The organism is Streptomyces sp. NBC_00353 (genome assembly GCF_036108815.1).
Classification (GTDB): domain Bacteria; phylum Actinomycetota; class Actinomycetes; order Streptomycetales; family Streptomycetaceae; genus Streptomyces.
The window spans coordinates 7,276,429-7,293,750 of sequence record NZ_CP107985.1 but is presented as its reverse complement, the minus strand read 5'-3'; the positions used below and the strand labels follow the sequence as shown (position 1 = coordinate 7,293,750).

General features: G+C 69.6%; 14 protein-coding genes. 6 read left to right on the top strand and 8 right to left on the bottom strand.

Translation table 11 applies throughout. The features are described from left to right. Positions 1-30: 30 nt before the first annotated feature. The 3 genes from OHA88_RS32840 to OHA88_RS32830 all read right to left on the bottom strand — a co-directional run bounded on the left by OHA88_RS32840 (position 31) and on the right by OHA88_RS32830 (position 3,258). Positions 31-873, bottom strand: a complete 843-nt coding sequence (locus tag OHA88_RS32840; protein ID WP_267005642.1) for an ABC transporter permease — start codon at positions 871-873, stop codon at positions 31-33. 58 nt (positions 874-931) lie between these two features. Continuing rightward, positions 932-1,906 (bottom strand): ABC transporter ATP-binding protein, encoded by a 975-nt coding sequence (locus OHA88_RS32835; protein WP_328629852.1) that lies wholly within the window; start codon positions 1,904-1,906, stop codon positions 932-934. Between the two features lie 95 nt (positions 1,907-2,001). Then, entirely contained in the window at positions 2,002-3,258 is a 1,257-nt protein-coding gene (locus OHA88_RS32830; RefSeq protein ID WP_328628160.1) for an NYN domain-containing protein, read from the bottom strand. Between the two features lie 223 nt (positions 3,259-3,481). On the opposite strand from OHA88_RS32830, the gene OHA88_RS32825 reads away from it, so the two are divergent. Then, on the top strand, positions 3,482-3,661 hold the full coding sequence (locus OHA88_RS32825; RefSeq protein ID WP_030972857.1) for a hypothetical protein: 180 nt from the start codon (positions 3,482-3,484) through the stop codon (positions 3,659-3,661). Between the two features lie 103 nt (positions 3,662-3,764). Here the strand turns inward: OHA88_RS32825 and dnaE are convergent, their stop codons facing one another. Beyond that, positions 3,765-7,301: a DNA polymerase III subunit alpha gene (gene dnaE, locus OHA88_RS32820; protein ID WP_328628159.1), complete on the bottom strand. Its 3,537-nt coding sequence runs from the start codon at positions 7,299-7,301 to the stop codon at positions 3,765-3,767. A 169-nt stretch (positions 7,302-7,470) separates the two neighbouring features. Here dnaE and OHA88_RS32815 point away from each other — a divergent pair, with 169 nt between their 5' ends. The 5 genes from OHA88_RS32815 to OHA88_RS32795 all read left to right on the top strand — a co-directional run bounded on the left by OHA88_RS32815 (position 7,471) and on the right by OHA88_RS32795 (position 13,474). After that, a complete protein-coding gene (locus OHA88_RS32815; protein ID WP_326603158.1) occupies positions 7,471-8,796 on the top strand; it encodes a DUF2252 domain-containing protein in 1,326 nt (441 codons plus the stop codon). A 66-nt stretch (positions 8,797-8,862) separates the two neighbouring features. Continuing rightward, complete coding sequence (locus OHA88_RS32810; RefSeq protein WP_328628158.1) at positions 8,863-9,591, top strand: hypothetical protein; 729 nt, start codon at positions 8,863-8,865, stop codon at positions 9,589-9,591. A gap of 51 nt (positions 9,592-9,642) precedes the next feature. Further along, positions 9,643-10,458, top strand: coding sequence for a DsbA family protein (locus tag OHA88_RS32805; protein ID WP_328628157.1), 816 nt, complete (start codon positions 9,643-9,645; stop codon positions 10,456-10,458). An 85-nt stretch (positions 10,459-10,543) separates the two neighbouring features. Continuing rightward, on the top strand, positions 10,544-12,205 hold the full coding sequence (locus OHA88_RS32800) for an alkaline phosphatase D family protein (RefSeq protein ID WP_328628156.1): 1,662 nt from the start codon (positions 10,544-10,546) through the stop codon (positions 12,203-12,205). A gap of 285 nt (positions 12,206-12,490) precedes the next feature. Next, the gene (locus OHA88_RS32795; RefSeq protein ID WP_328628155.1) at positions 12,491-13,474 is read left to right on the top strand and encodes a zinc metalloprotease; all 984 of its coding nucleotides are present in this window, start codon (positions 12,491-12,493) and stop codon (positions 13,472-13,474) included. A gap of 59 nt (positions 13,475-13,533) precedes the next feature. Here OHA88_RS32795 and OHA88_RS32790 read toward each other — a convergent pair whose 3' ends face one another. The 4 genes from OHA88_RS32790 to OHA88_RS32775 form a co-directional block, all read right to left on the bottom strand. Next, positions 13,534-14,103 carry a dienelactone hydrolase family protein gene (locus OHA88_RS32790; RefSeq protein ID WP_328628154.1) on the bottom strand — a complete coding sequence of 190 codons (570 nt, stop codon included), beginning with the start codon at positions 14,101-14,103 and terminating at the stop codon, positions 13,534-13,536. Between the two features lie 87 nt (positions 14,104-14,190). Further along, positions 14,191-15,777, bottom strand: coding sequence for a Na+/H+ antiporter (locus tag OHA88_RS32785; protein ID WP_328628153.1), 1,587 nt, complete (start codon positions 15,775-15,777; stop codon positions 14,191-14,193). Between the two features lie 126 nt (positions 15,778-15,903). Continuing rightward, complete coding sequence (locus OHA88_RS32780; protein WP_267005632.1) at positions 15,904-16,383, bottom strand: GNAT family N-acetyltransferase; 480 nt, start codon at positions 16,381-16,383, stop codon at positions 15,904-15,906. Then, positions 16,380-17,321, bottom strand: coding sequence for an RluA family pseudouridine synthase (locus OHA88_RS32775; protein ID WP_326603168.1), 942 nt, complete (start codon positions 17,319-17,321; stop codon positions 16,380-16,382). Before OHA88_RS32775 ends, OHA88_RS32780 begins: the two co-directional genes overlap by 4 nt. Between the last annotated feature and the right edge of the window lies 1 nt (position 17,322).

The following is a 17,322-nucleotide window of genomic DNA, read 5'->3' as shown; positions in this document are numbered from 1 at the left end:
CCATCGTGCCAGGCGTCCCTGTGTCGCGCCTCACCGGACCGCTGCCCTGCGGTACGCCCAGGTCGCCACGGCCAGCGAGAGAACGCCGACGACCGCGCAGACGCCGAGATCGAGGGCGATGACCGCCCAGTCGGGATGGGCGCCGAACGACCGGGACAGGGCCTCCACCCCGTACGTCGAGGGCAGCAGATCGCGGGCCCAGCCGATCGGCGCGGGCATCCGGCCGGCGGGCAGCACCCCGAGCAGCAGCGCCGCCGACATGCCCAGCTGCCCGAGCAGCGTGGCCAGCTCCTGCCGGGGTGCGAGCAGTCCGAGTGCGGCGCCGAGCCCGGAGAGCGCGGCCCCGGAGAGCGGGATGACGGCGACCAGCACCCACAGGTGGGTCATCGGCAGCTGGAAGAGCACGCTCCCGGTGACCGCGGTGACGATCGTGCCGGGCACGGTGAAGGAGGCGTACGCCCCGGCCGCACCGAGCACCACCGCGGCGGGCGGCACCGGCAAGGTGGCGTAGTGGTCGAGCCCGCCGCTGGCCCGCAGCTGTCCGAAGTACTGGGCGAGCAGGTTGAGCGCGACGAAGGCGACGACGAGGACGCTGGATCCGGCGACCACGGCCCGTGCCTCCGAACCACCGTCGACGACCCCGCGCATCAGAATCATGATCCCGATGGACTGGAAGGTCGCCACGAAGAGCAGCGGGATCCGGGCGACCCTGGCCCGGGACAGCTGGGCGCGGTAGACGGCGGCGAGCGAGGGGAACAGCTTGGCGCGCGGCGCGAGCTGCGCGACAACGGCGCCCGCGCCGTCCTCGGCGGGGGAAAGTCTTTCGGTCACCGGCTCGGCACCGGCCACTTCTGCAGGAACAATGCTCGTCACCTGGCGCTGCTCCTGTTCGGTCCCTGCCCGGCCCTGCATCCGTACCCGATCACGCCGGTCACGCCTTCACCAGCCCCTGCGTCGTATTCCCGCCGAGCGCCAGATAGACATCCTCCAGGCTCGGTGTCGCCAGCGTGAAGTCGTCCAGTGCGGCGAACGCCGCCCCGCCCGTCACCGCCGCGACCGCCGCGCGCGCCTCGTCCGGCCCGAGCCGCAGCACCCAGCGGCGCCCGGACTCCTGGGCCAGCGCGCGCAGGGCGGCCACTTCGGGTACGTCCAGGGGCGCGCGTTCGCGCCACATGAGCTCGACCCGGACCTCGCCCGCGACGCGCTCCTTGAGCCCGGCCGGGGTGTCGCAGGCGATGACCTTGCCGCGTTCGATGACGGCGACCCGGTCGAGGACGGTCTCGGCCTCGATCACGTTGTGGGTGACCAGCAGCACCGTCACACCGCGCTCGGCGCGCCGCCGGTCGACGGCGGCCCAGACTGCGCGCCGGGCGACGGGGTCCATCCCGGTCGTCGGCTCGTCGAGGACGAGCACCGGGCGCTCCCCGACCAGCGCCGCCGCAAAGCAGGCGAGCCTCCGCTGCCCGCCGGAGAGCTTCTTCAGGGGGCGCGCGGCGATGTCGGTGAGGCCGAGTTCGTCGAGTACGGCGTCGCGTGCGGCGCGGGCGTCACGTACCGCGAGTCCGCGCAGCCGCCCGGTGGTCTCGGCGGCGAGCGACACGGTCAGCTCGTCGAGGGCGGTGGACTCCTGCCCGAGGTAGCCGATCAGCCGGGAGGCGCGCTCGGGATGGCGTACGAGGTCGTGGCCGAGCATCTCGACGCTGCCGGAGTCGGGCCGCATCAGCCCGGTGAGCTGCCGGACGAGAGTGGACTTGCCGGCTCCGTTGGGCCCGAGCAGTCCGAAGATCTCACCGCGCCGGACATCGAGGCTGATCCCGTCGGTGGCGCGCACCTCCGGGGTGGCGGGTGCGCCGCGGCGGCCGCGGGCGGCGGGATAGGTCTTGACCAGATCACGCACCGCGCACACGGTCCCGGTCGCCGTCTGCGCCTGTGCTGTGCCCGTACTCACGAGGTATGAGGGTACGGGGTCGGATGCCCCGTATTGCGCCCGGGGCTGCCGGACTACTCCGCCGCGGGGGCGTGTTCGGCCGCCGCACGTACGTCGATCTCGCGCCAGAAACCCGCCCGGATCGCGTACCGGTCGTGTTCGTCGATCTGGTCGTCCTTGTGGGCGAGCAGGCCGAACCGTGCCGCGTACCGCAGCAGCTCGCCGTCGATGCGGTGCGGGATACGCGGGTACATGGTCGACAGCTTCTGCAGATGAACGGTCTCGGGCAGCCGTTCCATCCAGCGCCGGGCAAAGACCTGGCCCACCTCGAAGGGGTCGCCGCCGACGGTGGTGATGTCCTCCTCGCGGTCCGCCCAGCGCTGCTCGGCGGAGGTGAGCTGGGCGAGGGTGGGCAGGGACGCGGTCTCGGCGGGTTCGCCGAGCTGGCCGCCACGCTCCACCCAGCCCTTTTCGGAAGACCAGCGCAGGGTGGCGCTCGCCGGGGGCGGGGCGGGGTGGGCCGGCAGGGCGCCGGGGCCGCGGAGGCTGCCTGCCAGATCCTTCGGGGTGGGGACGCCCCTGCCGCCGTGCGCGACCGGGGTGTGCACGGTGTCGTTGACGGCCGGCTCCGCCGCGCCGTTGCGGGCAGCGGCCGCCTGGGCCTCCGAGGCCCGCTCGGCGGAGGCTGCGAGGGCCGCCTCGGGCAGCGGCGCGGAGAGGATCGCGGCGATCTCGGGGCGGGGGGCGGGCGGCGGGGCGCAGCTGCCGCCATTGTCCTTGGCCCGTACGGCCTGGGTGATCCAGGCCCGGTCGAGCACCCTGCGTTCGTCGGCTTCGGCGACGAGGTCCTCGGACTGGTTGTAGTCGCCGTCGGCGGCCTGGACCGCCCACAGATGGACGGCGACGCCGTGTTCCTTGGCGGACATCAGGCCGGGCAGCAGATCACCGTCGCCGGTCACCAGAACCACATCGGAGCAGGCGCGGTTTCTGGCCAGCTCGGTGAGTTCGGCGTGCATCGCGGCGTCGACGCCCTTCTGCGCCCATCGCCCGTCACTGCGGGTGAGCGCCCCGAGCCTCACGGTCACCCTGGGCATGACCCGCAGCCTGCGGTGTTCGGGCTGGGGTACGCGGTCGGGGGCACCGTCGAACCAGTAGATCCGCAGCAGCGGCTGCGCCGTATCGGCCTCGGCTCGCTCGCGCAGACCCTGGATCAGCGCCGCATGGTCGACGGTGATGCGGGAACGGGCGGGCTCTCCTGCCAGCAGACTCGCGGCTGCTCCCAGCAGATAGCCGGCGTCCACCAGGACGACGCAACGGTCCACGCGTTCCACCCTCTTCCAGAAATCGGGAATGGGTTTTGCTCAGGGTTTCCTTCGAGTCTGCCCGACGGCAGGGGGCTTGACGGCCGGAACTCGATCATCGGCGTGGCGGATCGGTAAATCGGCGCATGATACCCCCTTACTACGCACGGTAATGATCCAACATGCGGGCTATATCCTGATATGTGAGTCTGACAGCGGTCCTGGCCCCGAGATTCCGCACAGGAGGAACACCATGGCCAAGAACAAGAACCGCAAGCAGAGCAGCCAGCAGGACCGCGTGTCCGCCGCGGAGCGCGGTGCGGAGGAGGCGAAGTCGACGGCTTACGAGTCGCAGATGAAGCCCCAGTCGCAGGCCCAGGGCAGCCCTGCTGATGTTGCCCGTAAGCACCAGCGGCGATTCGGCCACAACTGACCTGTTTTTGCCCGGTCCGGCCTGTAACCGGTAACCGGAGAGGGGCGCTCCCGCCTTCGCGGGGCGCCCCTCCTGTGTATGCGGTGGCGAGTGCGGTGGTCGCTCAGCCGGCCAGGCAGGACGGGCCGAGCAGCACCTTCAGGTCGCCGAAGAGCGCCGGGTCCGGCTGGACCCGGTGCCGGTCCAGCCGCAGGACGGTGGTCTTCCGGGGGCCCTGGAGCTTGATCCGCACCTCGGTGTTGCCGCGGTGGTTGCTGAGCACCTCGCCGAGGCGGGCGACCATCGGCGGCGTGATCTTGACCGTGGGGATGGTGAGCACCACCGGTGCGTTGGTCCCTGCCGACGAGAGGTCGGGGACCTGCATCTCCATGGCGACCAGCCGCGGGATGTCCTCGCGCTTGTCGAGCCGTCCCTTGACGAAGACGACGGTGTCCTCGACGAGTTGGGTGGAGACCAGCTGGTACGTGGCGGGGAAGAACATGCACTCGATGGAACCGGCCAGGTCCTCGACCGTGGCGATGGCCCAGGCGTTGCCCTGCTTGGTCATCTTGCGCTGGAGCCCGGAGATGATGCCGCCGATGGTGACGATCGCGCCGTCGGCGTGTTCGCCGCCGGTGAGCTGGGAGATCGCCGCGTCGGACTTGTCGGACAGGACGTGCTCGATACCGAAGAGGGGGTGGTCGGAGACGTACAGCCCGAGCATTTCGCGCTCCTGGGCCAGCAGATACGACTTCTCCCACTCGATGTCGGAGAACTCGACGTCGAGCCCGAAGCCCGGCTCGTCGCTGTCCTCCTCGCCGCCACCGAAGAGGTCGAACTGTCCCTCGGCCTCCTTGCGCTTGACCTGCACCACGTTGTCGATCATCGGCTCGTGGTGGGCGACGAGGCCCTTGCGGGTGTGGCCCATCTCGTCGAAGGCGCCGGCCTTGATCAGTGATTCGACGGTCCGCTTGTTGCAGACGACCGCTTCGACCTTGTCGAGGAAGTCGGGGAAGGAGCTGTACTTCCCCTTCGCCTTGCGGCACCGGATGATCGAGTCGACGACGTTCTGTCCGACGTTACGGATGGCCGTCAGCCCGAAGAGGATGACGTCGTCGCCCTGGGCGGCGAAGTTCGACTCGGACTCGTTGACGTTCGGCGGGAGCACCTTGATGCCCATGCGACGGCACTCGTTGAGGTAGACCGCGGACTTGTCCTTGTCGTCCTTGACCGAGGTCAGCAGCGCCGCCATGTACTCGGCGGGATAGTTCGCCTTGAGGTACGCCGTCCAGTAGGTGACCAGGCCGTACGCGGAGGAGTGCGCCTTGTTGAACGCGTACCCGGCGAACGGGACCAGCACGTCCCACAGGGCCTGGATCGCCGCGTCGGAGAAGCCGTTCTTCTTCGCACCCGCCTGGAAGAGCACGAAGTTCTTCGCCAGCTCGTCGGCCTTCTTCTTGCCCATCACGCGGCGCAGGATGTCGGCCTCGCCGAGCGAGTACCCGGCGACGATCTGGGCGGCCTTCTGCACCTGCTCCTGATAGACGATCAGGCCGTAGGTCAGGCCGAGCGTCTCCTTGAGCGGCTCCTCCAGCTCCGGGTGGATCGGAGTGATCTCCTGGCGGCCGTTCTTGCGCTCGGCGTAGTTCGTGTGCGAGTTCATGCCCATCGGGCCCGGCCGGTACAGGGCCGAGACGGCGGAAATGTCCTCGAAGTTGTCGGGCTGCATCTGGCGCAGCAGGGAGCGCATCGGGCCGCCGTCGAACTGGAAGACGCCGAGCGTGTCACCGCGGCACAGCAGCTCGTACGTCTTGGGGTCGTCCAGCGGGACGGAGAGCAGCTCCAGCTTGACGCCCTTGTTGGCCTCCACCATCTTGACGGCGTCGTCCATGATGGTGAGGTTGCGCAGGCCGAGGAAGTCCATCTTCAGCAGGCCGAGCGACTCGCACTGCGGGTAGTCCCACTGCGTGATGGTGACGCCGTCGGTGTGCCGCACCCAGACCGGGGCGTGGTCGACGATGGGCTCGCTGGACATGATGACGCCTGCGGCGTGCACGCCCATCTGCCGGACCAGTCCCTCGACGCCCTTGGCGGTGTCGATGACCTTCTTGACGTCCGGCTCGCTCTCGTACATCCCCCGGATCTCGCCCGCCTCGCTGTAGCGAGGGTGCTTCGGGTCGGTGATCCCGGAGAGGTCGATGCCCTTGCCGAGGACGTCGGCGGGCATGGCCTTGGTGAGCCGGTCGCCCATCGCGTACGGGTAGCCGAGGACGCGGGCGGAGTCCTTGATCGCGTTCTTGGCCTTGATCTTGCCGTACGTACCGATCATGGCGACCTTGTCGGCGCCGTACTTCTCCGTCACGTACCTGATCACTTCGACGCGCCGGCGCTCGTCGAAGTCGATGTCGACATCGGGCATGGAGACACGCTCGGGGTTCAGGAACCGCTCGAAGATCAGCCCGTGCTCGATCGGGTCGAGGTCGGTGATCCCCATGGCGTACGCGACGATCGAACCGGCCGCGGAGCCACGGCCGGGGCCGACCGCGATGCCGTTGTTCTTGGCCCACATGATGAAGTCGGCGACGACGAGGAAGTACCCCGGGAACCCCATCTGGATGATGACGTCCATCTCGTACTCGGCCTGCTTCTGCCGGTCGTCGGGGACGCCGCCGGGGTAGCGGCGGTTCATGCCGACCCGGACCTCTTCCTGGAACCAGGTGATCTCCGTGAAGCCGTCCGGGATGTCGAACTTCGGCATCAGGTCGCGCTTCTCGAACATCCCGGTGGTGTCGATCTGCTCGGCGACCAGCAGCGTGTTCGCGCACCCCTGCTGCCAGGCGTCGGAGGAGTCGACGGCGTACATCTCGTCCGTCGTCTTCAGGTAGTAGCCCGTGCCGTCGAACCGGAACCGGTCCGGGTCGGAGAGGTTCTTGCCGGTCTGGATGCAGAGCAGCGCGTCGTGCGCGGAGGCCTCGCCGGCGTACGTGTAGTGCGAGTCGTTCGTCACGAGCGGCGGGATGTTCAGCTTCTTGCCGATTTCGAGGAGCCCGTCACGGACCCGGCGCTCGATCTCGATGCCGTGGTCCATGAGCTCCAGGAAGTACTTGCCCTCGCCGAAGATGTCCTTGTAGTCGGAGGCCGCCTGGACCGCCTCGTCGAACTGGCCGAGCCGCAGCCGCGTCTGCACCTCGCCGGACGGGCAGCCGGTGGACGCGATCAGACCCTCGGACCACTGGGCGATGGTCTCCTTGTCCATCCGCGGCCACTTCTGCAGCCAGCCCTCGGCGTACGCGTCCGAGGAGAGCCGGAAGAGGTTGTGCAGACCCGTCTTGTTCGACGCCCAGATCGTCTTGTGGGTGTAACCGCCGGAACCCGAGACGTCGTCGCGCTTCTGGTGCGGCTGGCCCCACTGGATCTTCCGCTTGTGCTTGCGCGACTCCGGGGCGACGTACGCCTCGATGCCGATGATCGGCGTCACCTCGGCCTTCTTCGCCTGGTGGAAGAAGTCGTACGCCCCGTGCAGGTTGCCGTGGTCCGTCATCGCGATGTGCGACATGCCCATTTCATTGCAGGCAGCGAACATGTCCTTGAGCCGCGCGGCACCGTCCAGCAGCGAGTACTGGGTGTGGACGTGAAGGTGCGTAAAGGGCGGCTTGGTCACGGCGTCGGGCCTCCGGGGAAACAAGCAATGACGGACTGGGGGGACAGCGTGGAAGTCTACGTCTCCGGACTGACAACCGAGGGGCACTCCCGGGTACCGTCGCGCGTTGAGGGGTCGGAGACGCCCGTCCCATTTGTCATGAACGCCAGGTACCAGGAGGCACCCAGAAATGTCGGAAGCGCAGACCGGCGCAGCGCAGCGCGGGGAGCAGATTCTCGAGGTTTTCGACACCGCTTTCGGCCAGCTCCTGGCCGCGGACCCGGCGGCCTTCCGGGTCAAGTTCCGCAAGATGGCGGGCTCGGCGTTCGCCTTCTACCGGGGCACGGCGTGCCTGTTCTACAACGACCTGGAGCGGGAGCGGCACGGCGGCCCGTACCTGGACGACCGGACCGGCCGGGTGTGGATCCACGGCGATCTGCACGCGGAGAACTTCGGCACGTACATGGATGCCAACGGCCGGCTGATCTTCAATGTGAACGACTTCGACGAGGCGTACGTCGGCCCGTTCACCTGGGACCTCAAGCGGTTCGCCGCCTCCGTCGCCCTGATCGGGTACGCGAAGGCGCTGGGCGACGACCAGATCAGTGAGCTCGTCCGGGTCTACGCGGCGGCCTACCGCGAGCGGATCCACGCGCTCGCAACAGGCGCGAAGAACGACGAGGTGCCCCCGTTCACGCTGGACACCGCCGAGGGCCCGCTGCTGGGCGCGCTGCGCGACGCCCGGTCGCTGACCCGGTTCTCGCTGCTCGACTCGATGACGGAGATCCGGGACTTCGAGCGCCGGTTCGCGGCGGGCGGCGGCGCGATCGATCTGGACGCGGCGACGCGCTACAAGGTGCTGGCCGCGTTCGACGGCTATCTGGAGACGCTGCCCGAGTCGAGCCTGACCCGCCCCGACTCGTACCGGGTGAAGGACGTCGTCGGCCGTCGCGGCATCGGCATCGGCTCGGCCGGGCTGCCCTCGTACAACATCCTTCTGGAGGGCAACAGCGACGCCCTGGAGAACGATGTGGTGATCTACATCAAGCAGGCGCAGACCCCGGCGGTCTCCCGGCACATCACCGACGCGGCCGTGCGCGACTACTTCCAGCACGAGGGGCACCGCACGGTCATCTCGCAGCGCGCCCTGCAGGCCCACGCCGACCCGTGGCTCGGCTGGACCGAGCTGGACGGTTCCGGGCAACTGGTCGCCGAGGTCTCGCCGTACGCGGTCGATCTGGACTGGTCCGACATCGACGAGCCGGAGGAGATCGCGGCGGTCATCGCCGACCTCGGCCGGGCGACGGCGACGATGCACTCCGCGGCGGACGACGAGAGCGGCCACTCGCTGGTGCCGTTCTCCACCGAGCGGGCGATCGACGCGGCGATCGCGGCGGACGAGGAGGGCTTCGCCGGGCTGCTGGTGGACTTCGCGCACAGCTACGGGGCCCGGGCGCGCGCCGACCACCAGATCTTCGTGGACCTCTTCCGCAACGGCCGCATCCCGGGGCTGTGAGCCTCCTCACCGAGCGGTGCCCCCTTTAGGGGTCGCTTACAGGTTCACATGGCACACTCTCCGGCGATGGAGATATCAGGGACGCAGCTCAGAGTCGTTCGCGCGGCGCTTTTCACAGCGCTCGTCGTGACGCTCTCCGCTGCGTCCCATGTGCTGCTCTCCCAGGTCCCGCTGCCGATGACGGTCGTCGCCGCACTGGCCGGTCTCGTCTTCGCCGTGGCGTACGCGCTGGCCGGCCGGGAGCGCGGCTTCGGTGCGATCGCCGGACTGCTGGTGCCGCTGGAGCTGACCGCCGACACCGTCTTCACCACCGGCCAGCACCTCTGTTACGGCGCGGCGGGCGGCCCGATCGCAGGCCCGTTGCGTTCGGTCGGCGTGGACGTCCTGTGCGGCGGCGATGTCGGTGCCGGGTCCGCGCAGCTCGGCCGCGTCGGCTCGGTGGGCACCCCGCTGGCCTCGGTGACCGGACCCGGGCACGGTGCGGCCGCCCTGCTGGCCTCCCCGGGCCCCGCCGTGCCGTGGCTGCTGCTGGCCGCCCATGTGACCGTCGGTCTGCTGGCCGCGGCCTGGCTGCGGCGCGGCGAGTCCGCGCTCGCGGGTCTGCTGCGGGCGGTCGCCGCCACCGCGTTCCGGCCGCTGCTGATCGCGGTCGCCGTGGTGGGCACGGCCCGCCGCTCCGTACGCCGTGCCGCTCGGCCCGCGCCGTACGGCCCGCACCTCCTCGCGCACGCCCGTCTCCTCGTGCACTCCGTGGGACGGAGGGGGCCGCCGCGCTCGGCCTGCGCCACCGCCTGAGCGCGCAAGTCCCTGACGACGTACGCCCCACACACCACGGAGAGAACAACCATGAGCAAGCGCAACAGCCAGGCCAACAAGGCAGCCGCCCGCGAGCGGCTGCGCGCCGAGCGCGAGCGCCAGGCCAAGAAGGACAAGGTCCGCAAGCAGGTCGTCGTCGGCCTCTCGGTCGTCGCCGTGCTGGCGGTGGCCGGTGGCGTCGGCTACGGCGTGATGCAGCTGAACAAGCCCTCCCACTGGGAGGCGGCCAAGGACGCGAAGAACGTCACCGCGCCGAAGAACACGTCGGGCGCCGACGGCACGACCGTCGTCGTCGGCAAGTCGACGGCGAAGAAGACCCTCGAACTGTACGAGGACTCCCGCTGCCCGATCTGCGCCCAGTTCGAGCAGACCGTCGGTGAGACGGTCCACAAGGACGTCGACGCCGGCAAGTACAAGATCAAGTACATCGGCGCGACATTCATCGACAACAGCGACAACGGTGAGGGTTCGAAGAACGCGCTCAGCGCGCTGGGTGCGGCTCTCGACATCAGCCCCCAGGCGTTCCTCGACTACAAGTACGCGCTCTACTCCGCGAAGTACCACCCGGAGGAGGCCGACGACAAGTTCGCCAAGGACTCGTACCTCATCGAGGTCGCGAACACCGTGCCCGAGCTGAAGGACAACAAGGCGTTCCAGAAGGACGTCAACGACGGTACGTACGACAACTGGGCGATGAAGATGTCCCAGACGTTCGACAAGAGCGGCGTCCAGGGCACCCCGACGCTGAAGATGGACGGCAAGACGCTCACCGGCGAGGGCACCAAGAACGCCCCCATGACCGTCGCCGACTTCAACACCGCGATCACCAAGGCCCTGAAGGGCTAATTCCGGACAGCGGCTTCCCGACGGGCAGGCGAACTTCCTTTGTTCGCCTGCCCGTTCGCCGTACTGGTCAGTAGGGTTCTGCTCCGTGACCAGTCGACACCTTTCTTCGTCTCTCTCCGCTCCCAGCCGCCGCACGCTCGTGAAGGCCGCTGCCGCCACCGCTGTCGTGGCCCCCGTGCTCGGCGCCGCCACCGGCGCACGCGCCGCCGACGGACCTGCCTTCCTGCACGGCGTCGCCTCCGGCGACCCACTGCCCGACGGCATCCTCCTGTGGACCCGCGTCACCCCCACCCCCGACGCCGTGCCCGGCTCCGGCCGCGGCGCCGACACGGCGGTGCGGTGGGAGGTCGCCGAGGACAAGGAGTTCGCCCGGATCGTCGCGCAGGGCTCCACCGTCGCGAGGGCCGCATCCGACCACACCGTCAAGGCCGACGTCCGGGGCCTGGCCCCGGCAACCACGTACTGGTTCCGCTTCTCGGCGGGCGACGGCGGGGCGGTACGGTCCCCGGCCGGCCGCACCCGTACGGCTCCGGCGGCCGGTGCGGCCACCCCGGGGGTGCGCTTCGGCGTGGTGTCGTGCGCCAACTGGGAGTCCGGCTACTTCTCCCCGTACCGTCATCTCGCCGCCCGCGCCGATCTCGACGCGGTCCTCCATCTCGGTGACTACATATACGAGTACGCGTCGGGCAGTTACCCGGACGCGAAGTACGTCGTGCGGCCGCACGAGCCGAGGAACGAGATCCTCACCCTCGCCGACTACCGGACCCGGCACGGCCACTACAAGACGGACGCCGATCTGCAGACCCTGCACGCCACGCATCCGGTGATCGCGATCTGGGACGACCACGAGTTCGCCAACGACGCCTGGTCGGGCGGGGCCGAGAACCACACGCCGGGCACGGAGGGCGCCTGGGCCGACCGGGCGGCCGGCGCCAAGCAGGCGTACTTCGAGTGGATGCCGGTCCGCGCATCGACCGAGGGCACCGTCTACCGGCGGCTGCGCTTCGGCAACCTGGCCGATCTCCAACTCCTCGATCTGCGCACCTTCCGCTCCCAGCAGTCGACGGTCGGCAATGGTTCGGTCGACGACCCGGACCGCACGATCACCGGCCGGGCGCAACTGGACTGGCTGAAGTCGGGCCTGGCCGGCTCGGACGCCACCTGGAAGCTGGTCGGCACGTCGGTGATGATCTCGCCGGTCGCGTTCGGTTCCGTACCCGCCCATCTGCTGGAGCCGCTGGCAGAGTTGCTGGGTCTGCCCAAGGAGGGGCTCGCGGTCAATGTCGATCAGTGGGACGGCTACACGGACGACCGCAAGGAGCTGATCACGCATCTGCGGGACCGGTCGATCACCAACACGGTCTTCCTGACCGGCGACATCCACATGGCGTGGGCCAACGACGTACCGGTGAAGGCCGCTACGTACCCGCTCTCGGCATCGGCCGCCACGGAGTTCGTGGTGACGTCGGTGACCTCGGACAACCTCGACGACATCCTGCATGTCGCGCCGCAGACCGTCTCCGTGCTCGCCGCGGCGGCGGTCAGGGCCGCCAACCGCCATGTGAAGTGGGTGGACATGGACTCGCACGGCTACGGCGTCCTCGATGTGACCGCCGAACGCTCGCAGATGGACTACTACGTGGTCTCCGACAAGACGAAGCGGGACGCGACCGCGGCCTGGACGCGCTCGTACCGGACGCTCAGCGGCACCCAGAAGGTCGAGCGGGTGGACCGCCCGGTGCTCTGAACGTCCATTTCCAGCCATGCCGGACCATGTTGACGGCGCATTACATCGCTACGGCGGGTGGCGCGTTCCCCTGCTCCAATGGGGACACACCACCCGCCGGGGTAACGCGCGACGTTACGTCCGTATCTCAAACTCTGGAACGCACAGAAATAATTCTTCCCGTTACCCCGGTTTGCCCCACGAATGATTGGGCCTGATCGATTCTCCTCAACATGTGACATGCGCACGTAATCTCCCGGCGGCGGGTGAGGAAATTCCTCCCCCACACATCCGCGAGGAGTCTCTGTGCGCACTTTTGCCCGCATATCGCCGCGTATACGTAACCGTGCGATCGGCACCGCCATCCTGGCCGGAACCCTGGCCCTGGCACCGCTCTCCGCGCCCACCGGCTCAGCCGCCGCCAAGGTGTCCTCCGCCTCAGCCTCTGCCGAGAAGTGCGCGAGCACCGACGCGACCGCGCGCCAGGCCCGCCCCTCGGGCACCAAGCACGCCGCGGAGCCCAACGAACTCACCGCGACCCAGGCCAAGGCCATGGACACGCAGTTGAAGGAGAGACTCGCGGACCGCCGGGTCAGCGGAACCACCCTGGCCGCCGGAGCGACCGTCCCGGTCTACTTCCACGTCATCCACTCCGGCACCACCGGCAAGCTCACCGCCGGCGACATCAGCAGCCAGATGAACGTGCTGAACGCGGCCTACAGCGGCCAGGGCACCGGCAACACCGACACCGGCTTCCAGTTCTCGCTGGCCGGCACCGACTACACGGACAACGCCGCCTGGTACAACCTCTCCTCGGGCTCGTCCGCCGAGAGGGCGATGAAGACGGCGCTGCGCAAGGGCGGCAAGAACGCGCTCAACGTCTACACCGCCAACCTCGGCGGCGGGCTGCTCGGCTGGGCCACCTTCCCCAGCTCGTACAACTCCAGCCCGAGCATGGACGGCGTGGTGATCCTCGACGCCTCGCTGCCGGGCGGTTCGGCCACCAACTACGACGAGGGCGACACCGCCACCCACGAGGTCGGCCACTGGATGGGGCTGTACCACACCTTCCAGGGCGGCTGTAACGGCAACGGCGACTACGTCTCCGACACGCCCGCGGAGAAGAGCGCCGCGTTCGAGTGCCCGACCGGACGCGACACCTGCACCAACAAGACCGGGGTCGACCCGATCCACAACTTCATGGACTACACGTACGACTCCTGCATGTACCAGTTCACCGCGGGCCAGGTGCAGCGGATGAGCGACAGCTGGGCCGCGTACCGCGCCTGAGCCACGGACCGGGCCGCCGGGGCCCCGCACACCGTCACGGTGGCGGGGCCCGGGTCCGTCTACAGGGTGGCGAGGAAGCCGAGCGCAACCTTCCAGGTCAGCTCGGCCGCCGACGCGTCGTAGTCCGGCAGATCCGGGTCCGTGAAGAGGTGGCCGGCCCCGGGGTAGCGGTAGACCTCGACATCGGCGCCGGTCCGCTGCATCTGCAGATACCAGGAGTTCAGCCAGTCGTGCGTCTCGAACGGGTCCGGGTCGGCGACATGCAGCTGTACGGGCAGCTCGTCGACCGACGCGCTCTCGGCGATGTCCGACGTGCCGTGGAGCAGCAGCAGTCCGCGCGCCTTCTCGTCACCGAGGGCCAGGGTCTGAGCGGTTGACGCGCCGAAGGAGAAGCCCGCGTAGACCAGGCCGCGCTCGGAATAGGGCGCGGCGGCCAGCACGGCGCGCCGGAGCAGTTCGTCCTTGCCCACCTCGTCCTTGAAGGCCATGCCTTCCTCGACGGTCTCGAACGTGCGCCCGTCGAAGAGGTCGGGCACGTGCACCTCGTGCCCCGCTGCGCGAAGCCGGGCGGCGGCCGCGTGCACCGCGGGGCGCAGGCCGTACGTCGAGTGGAAAAGCATGATGTTCATGGGAGCAATGGTGCCAGGTGCGGCCGACAGTACGGCGAACGACAACACCGCGGCCGTCGGCCCGCGGCACGACGGAAGGCCCTGTCGTCAGTGCAGGCTCCGAACGTCCAGCTGACGCAGCACCCGGTCGACCACCTCCGGGTCCGTCCCCGTCTCGCTGCGCGCCGACAGCACGGCATGGCGGGCCGCGGACATCATCTCGCGCTGGATCCGGCTGACCGCCCGGAGCCGCTCGGCACGCTGCGCGTACGCCTCACGCCGGTCCTCGTCGACCATCTCGGGGCTGATCCGCGCCCCCACGTCGTACGCCAGTCGCAGCAGCCGCTCCACCACCTCCTGCGGGAACTCCTCGACCTCCTGGATCTCCCTGAGCCGCTGCCGTGCGGCCTTCGCGGCGCGGATCGCGAGGTCCCGTTCCAGTGCCGCCTCCGCGCCCGTGTCCGCGCGGACGCGGAGCTTCCGTACCAGCCACGGCAGGGTGAGCCCCTGGAAGACCAGGGTCGCCATGATCACTGCGAAGGCGATGAAGACGATCTCGTCGCGGCCGGGGAAGGGCTTCCCGTCGTCCGTCTTCAGCGGGATCGCGAGGGCCAGCGCGACCGTGGCCACACCGCGCATCCCGGCCCACCACATGACGACGGTCTCGCGCCAGCCGGCGGGGAGCTCCTCGCTGTAGTCGCGGCGGCTGTGCAGCCGCTTCGCCAGCCAGGTGGCGGGCAGCAGCCACAGCAGCCGTACGCCGACGACGACCGCGACAATCACCAGACCCCAGCCGGTCATCTGCCAGGCGCGGCCGTCCGACACACCGAAGACATTGCGTAGTTCGAGGCCGATCAGGCCGAACGCGACCCCGGTGACAAGGGTGTCGACGATCTCCCAGAAGGTGCGGCCGGTGAGCCGGCCCAGCACGTCGTCCGCGTCGGCGGTGTGTTCGGCGAGGAAGAGCGCGGTGGTCAGCACGGCGAGCACGCCCGACCCCTGCAGCTCCTCCGCGAGGACGTAACTCACGAACGGCACCAGCAGGGTCAGCCCCACCTGGAGCGTCGCATCGCCGAGCAGACCCATGAGTTTGATGGTCAGCCAGCCGAGCGCGAGACCGACCGCCACGGCAACCACCGCGGACAGGACCAGCAGCCCGAAGGCGTGCGGCAGCGAGAAGGTGCCGCTGACCGCTGCGGCGATCGCCACGTGGTAGAGCACGATCGCGGTCACGTCGTTGAACAGCCCCTCGCCCTCCAGGACGGAGACGAGCCTGCGCGGCAGCCCGAGCGATCCCGCGACGGCGGTCGCGGCGACCGGGTCGGGCGGTGCGACGAGCGCGCCGAGCGCCACGGCGGCGGCGATGGGCAGCCCGGGGACGATCGCGTTGGCCACGCCGGCGACGGCTGCCGTCGTCACGAAGACCAGGGCCACGGCCAGCAGAAAGATCGGGCGCCTGTTGGCGGCGAACTGCCGCCAGGAGGTGCGCTGCGCGGAGGCGTAGAGCAGCGGCGGCAGCAGGGCGGGGAGAATGATCTCCGGGGGGATGTCCACATTCGGCACGAAGCCGATGAATGCCATGGCCACCCCGGCGAGGGTCATCAGTACCGGCGCCGGCAGCCCGAGACGCTCCCCCAGTGGCACCGTGACCACGGCTCCGAGCAACAGAAGCAGGAGCAGTGCCATCTGGTCCACGATGTGCCCTTCCGGAGCGCTCCTGGTGGACGCGGACCGCGCCGGGGTCTGCCGGGCCGGCGCGGACGTGTGCCGGGGTGCCGTGCCGTGCCGGTCCGGACCGTACGGCGGGGGCGGTGCCTGCTGTCAGAGAGTGCGGCGCATCGCCCGGTGGGCGATCCCCGCATCCGCGAACTCAGGGCCGTACGCCACATACCCGAGCCGCTCGTAGAAGCCGAGCGCGTGGGTCTGGGCGTGCAGGTCCACGGCGACGAGACCGAGCCCGCGGGCCGCGTCCTCGATGGCCCCGACCAGCGCCACGCCGACCCCGAGACCGCGCGCCCGCTTGGCCACCGCGAGCCGGCCGAGCGAGCCGACGGTGAGGTCGCCACCTGTCTTGGCGGCCACCCCCGCACCGTGCAGCAGCCGTCCCGTACCGAGCACCGAACCGTCCGCCGCGACGGCGACGACATGCACCGCGTCCGCGTCGTAGGCGTCGTACTCGATCTCCTCGGGCACGTTCTGCTCGCCGACGAAGACCTCCTTGCGGACCTGGAAGCAGGCCGCGAGGTCACTCTCGTCGACGGCTATGCGGGTGGTGTACGGGGCCGGGGTGCCGGTGGTCATTCGCTCTCCGCCGCGATCTTGTCCAGGGCGTTCTGCAGGTCGTCCGGGTAGCTGCTGGCGAACTCCACCCAGCTGCCGTCCGCCGGGTGCTCGAAGCCGAGCCGGACCGCGTGCAGCCACTGCCTCGTCAGCCCGAGACGCTTGGCCATCGTCGGGTCGGCGCCGTAGGTCAGGTCACCCACGCAGGGGTGGCGGTGGGCGGCCATGTGCACGCGGATCTGGTGAGTGCGGCCGGTCTCCAGCTTGATGTCGAGGAGGCTGGCCGCCCGGTACGCCTCGATGAGGTCGTAATGCGTCACGGAGGGCTTGCCCTCGGCCGTGACCGCCCACTTGTAGTCGAGGTTGGGGTGACGCCCGATGGGGGCGTCGATCGTGCCGCTCATCGGGTCCGGATGGCCCTGGACCAGCGCGTGGTACTTCTTCTCGACGACCCGGTCGCGGAACTGGCCCTTCAGCAGCGTGTAGGCCCGCTCGGACTTGGCGACGACCATCAGGCCGGAGGTGCCGACGTCGAGACGGTGGACGATGCCCTGGCGCTCGGCGGCGCCGGACGTCGAGATCCGGTATCCGGCCGCGGCGAGACCGCCGATCACGGTGGTGCCGGTCCAGCCCGGGCTCGGGTGGGCGGCCACCCCGACGGGCTTCATGATCACGACTATGTCGTCGTCGTCGTGCACGATCTCCATGCCCTCGACGGGCTCGGCGACGATCTGCACCGGAGCGGGCGCCTGCGGCATCTCCACTTCCAGCCAGGCGCCGCCCTGCACGCGCTCGGACTTCCCGACCACGGCTCCGTCCACCTGCACCTTCCCGGCAGCGGCCAGCTCGGCGGCCTTGGTGCGGGAGAAGCCGAACATCCGGGAAATGGCGGCGTCGACACGCTCGCCTTCCAGACCGTCGGGCACGGGCAGGGTGCGGACCTCGGGATACGTACTCACC

Excerpts from the sequence above, each read along its gene's own strand:
- OHA88_RS32825 (WP_030972857.1), top strand. The coding sequence starts at position 3,482 with ATGGCCAAGAACAAGAACCGCAAGCAGAGCAGCCAGCAGGACCGCGTG.
- OHA88_RS32815 (WP_326603158.1), top strand. The coding sequence starts at position 7,471 with ATGTCGGAAGCGCAGACCGGCGCAGCGCAGCGCGGGGAGCAGATTCTC.
- OHA88_RS32810 (WP_328628158.1), top strand. The coding sequence starts at position 8,863 with ATGGAGATATCAGGGACGCAGCTCAGAGTCGTTCGCGCGGCGCTTTTC.
- OHA88_RS32805 (WP_328628157.1), top strand. The coding sequence starts at position 9,643 with ATGAGCAAGCGCAACAGCCAGGCCAACAAGGCAGCCGCCCGCGAGCGG.
- OHA88_RS32790 (WP_328628154.1), bottom strand. The coding sequence starts at position 14,103 with ATGAACATCATGCTTTTCCACTCGACGTACGGCCTGCGCCCCGCGGTG.
- OHA88_RS32780 (WP_267005632.1), bottom strand. The coding sequence starts at position 16,383 with ATGACCACCGGCACCCCGGCCCCGTACACCACCCGCATAGCCGTCGAC.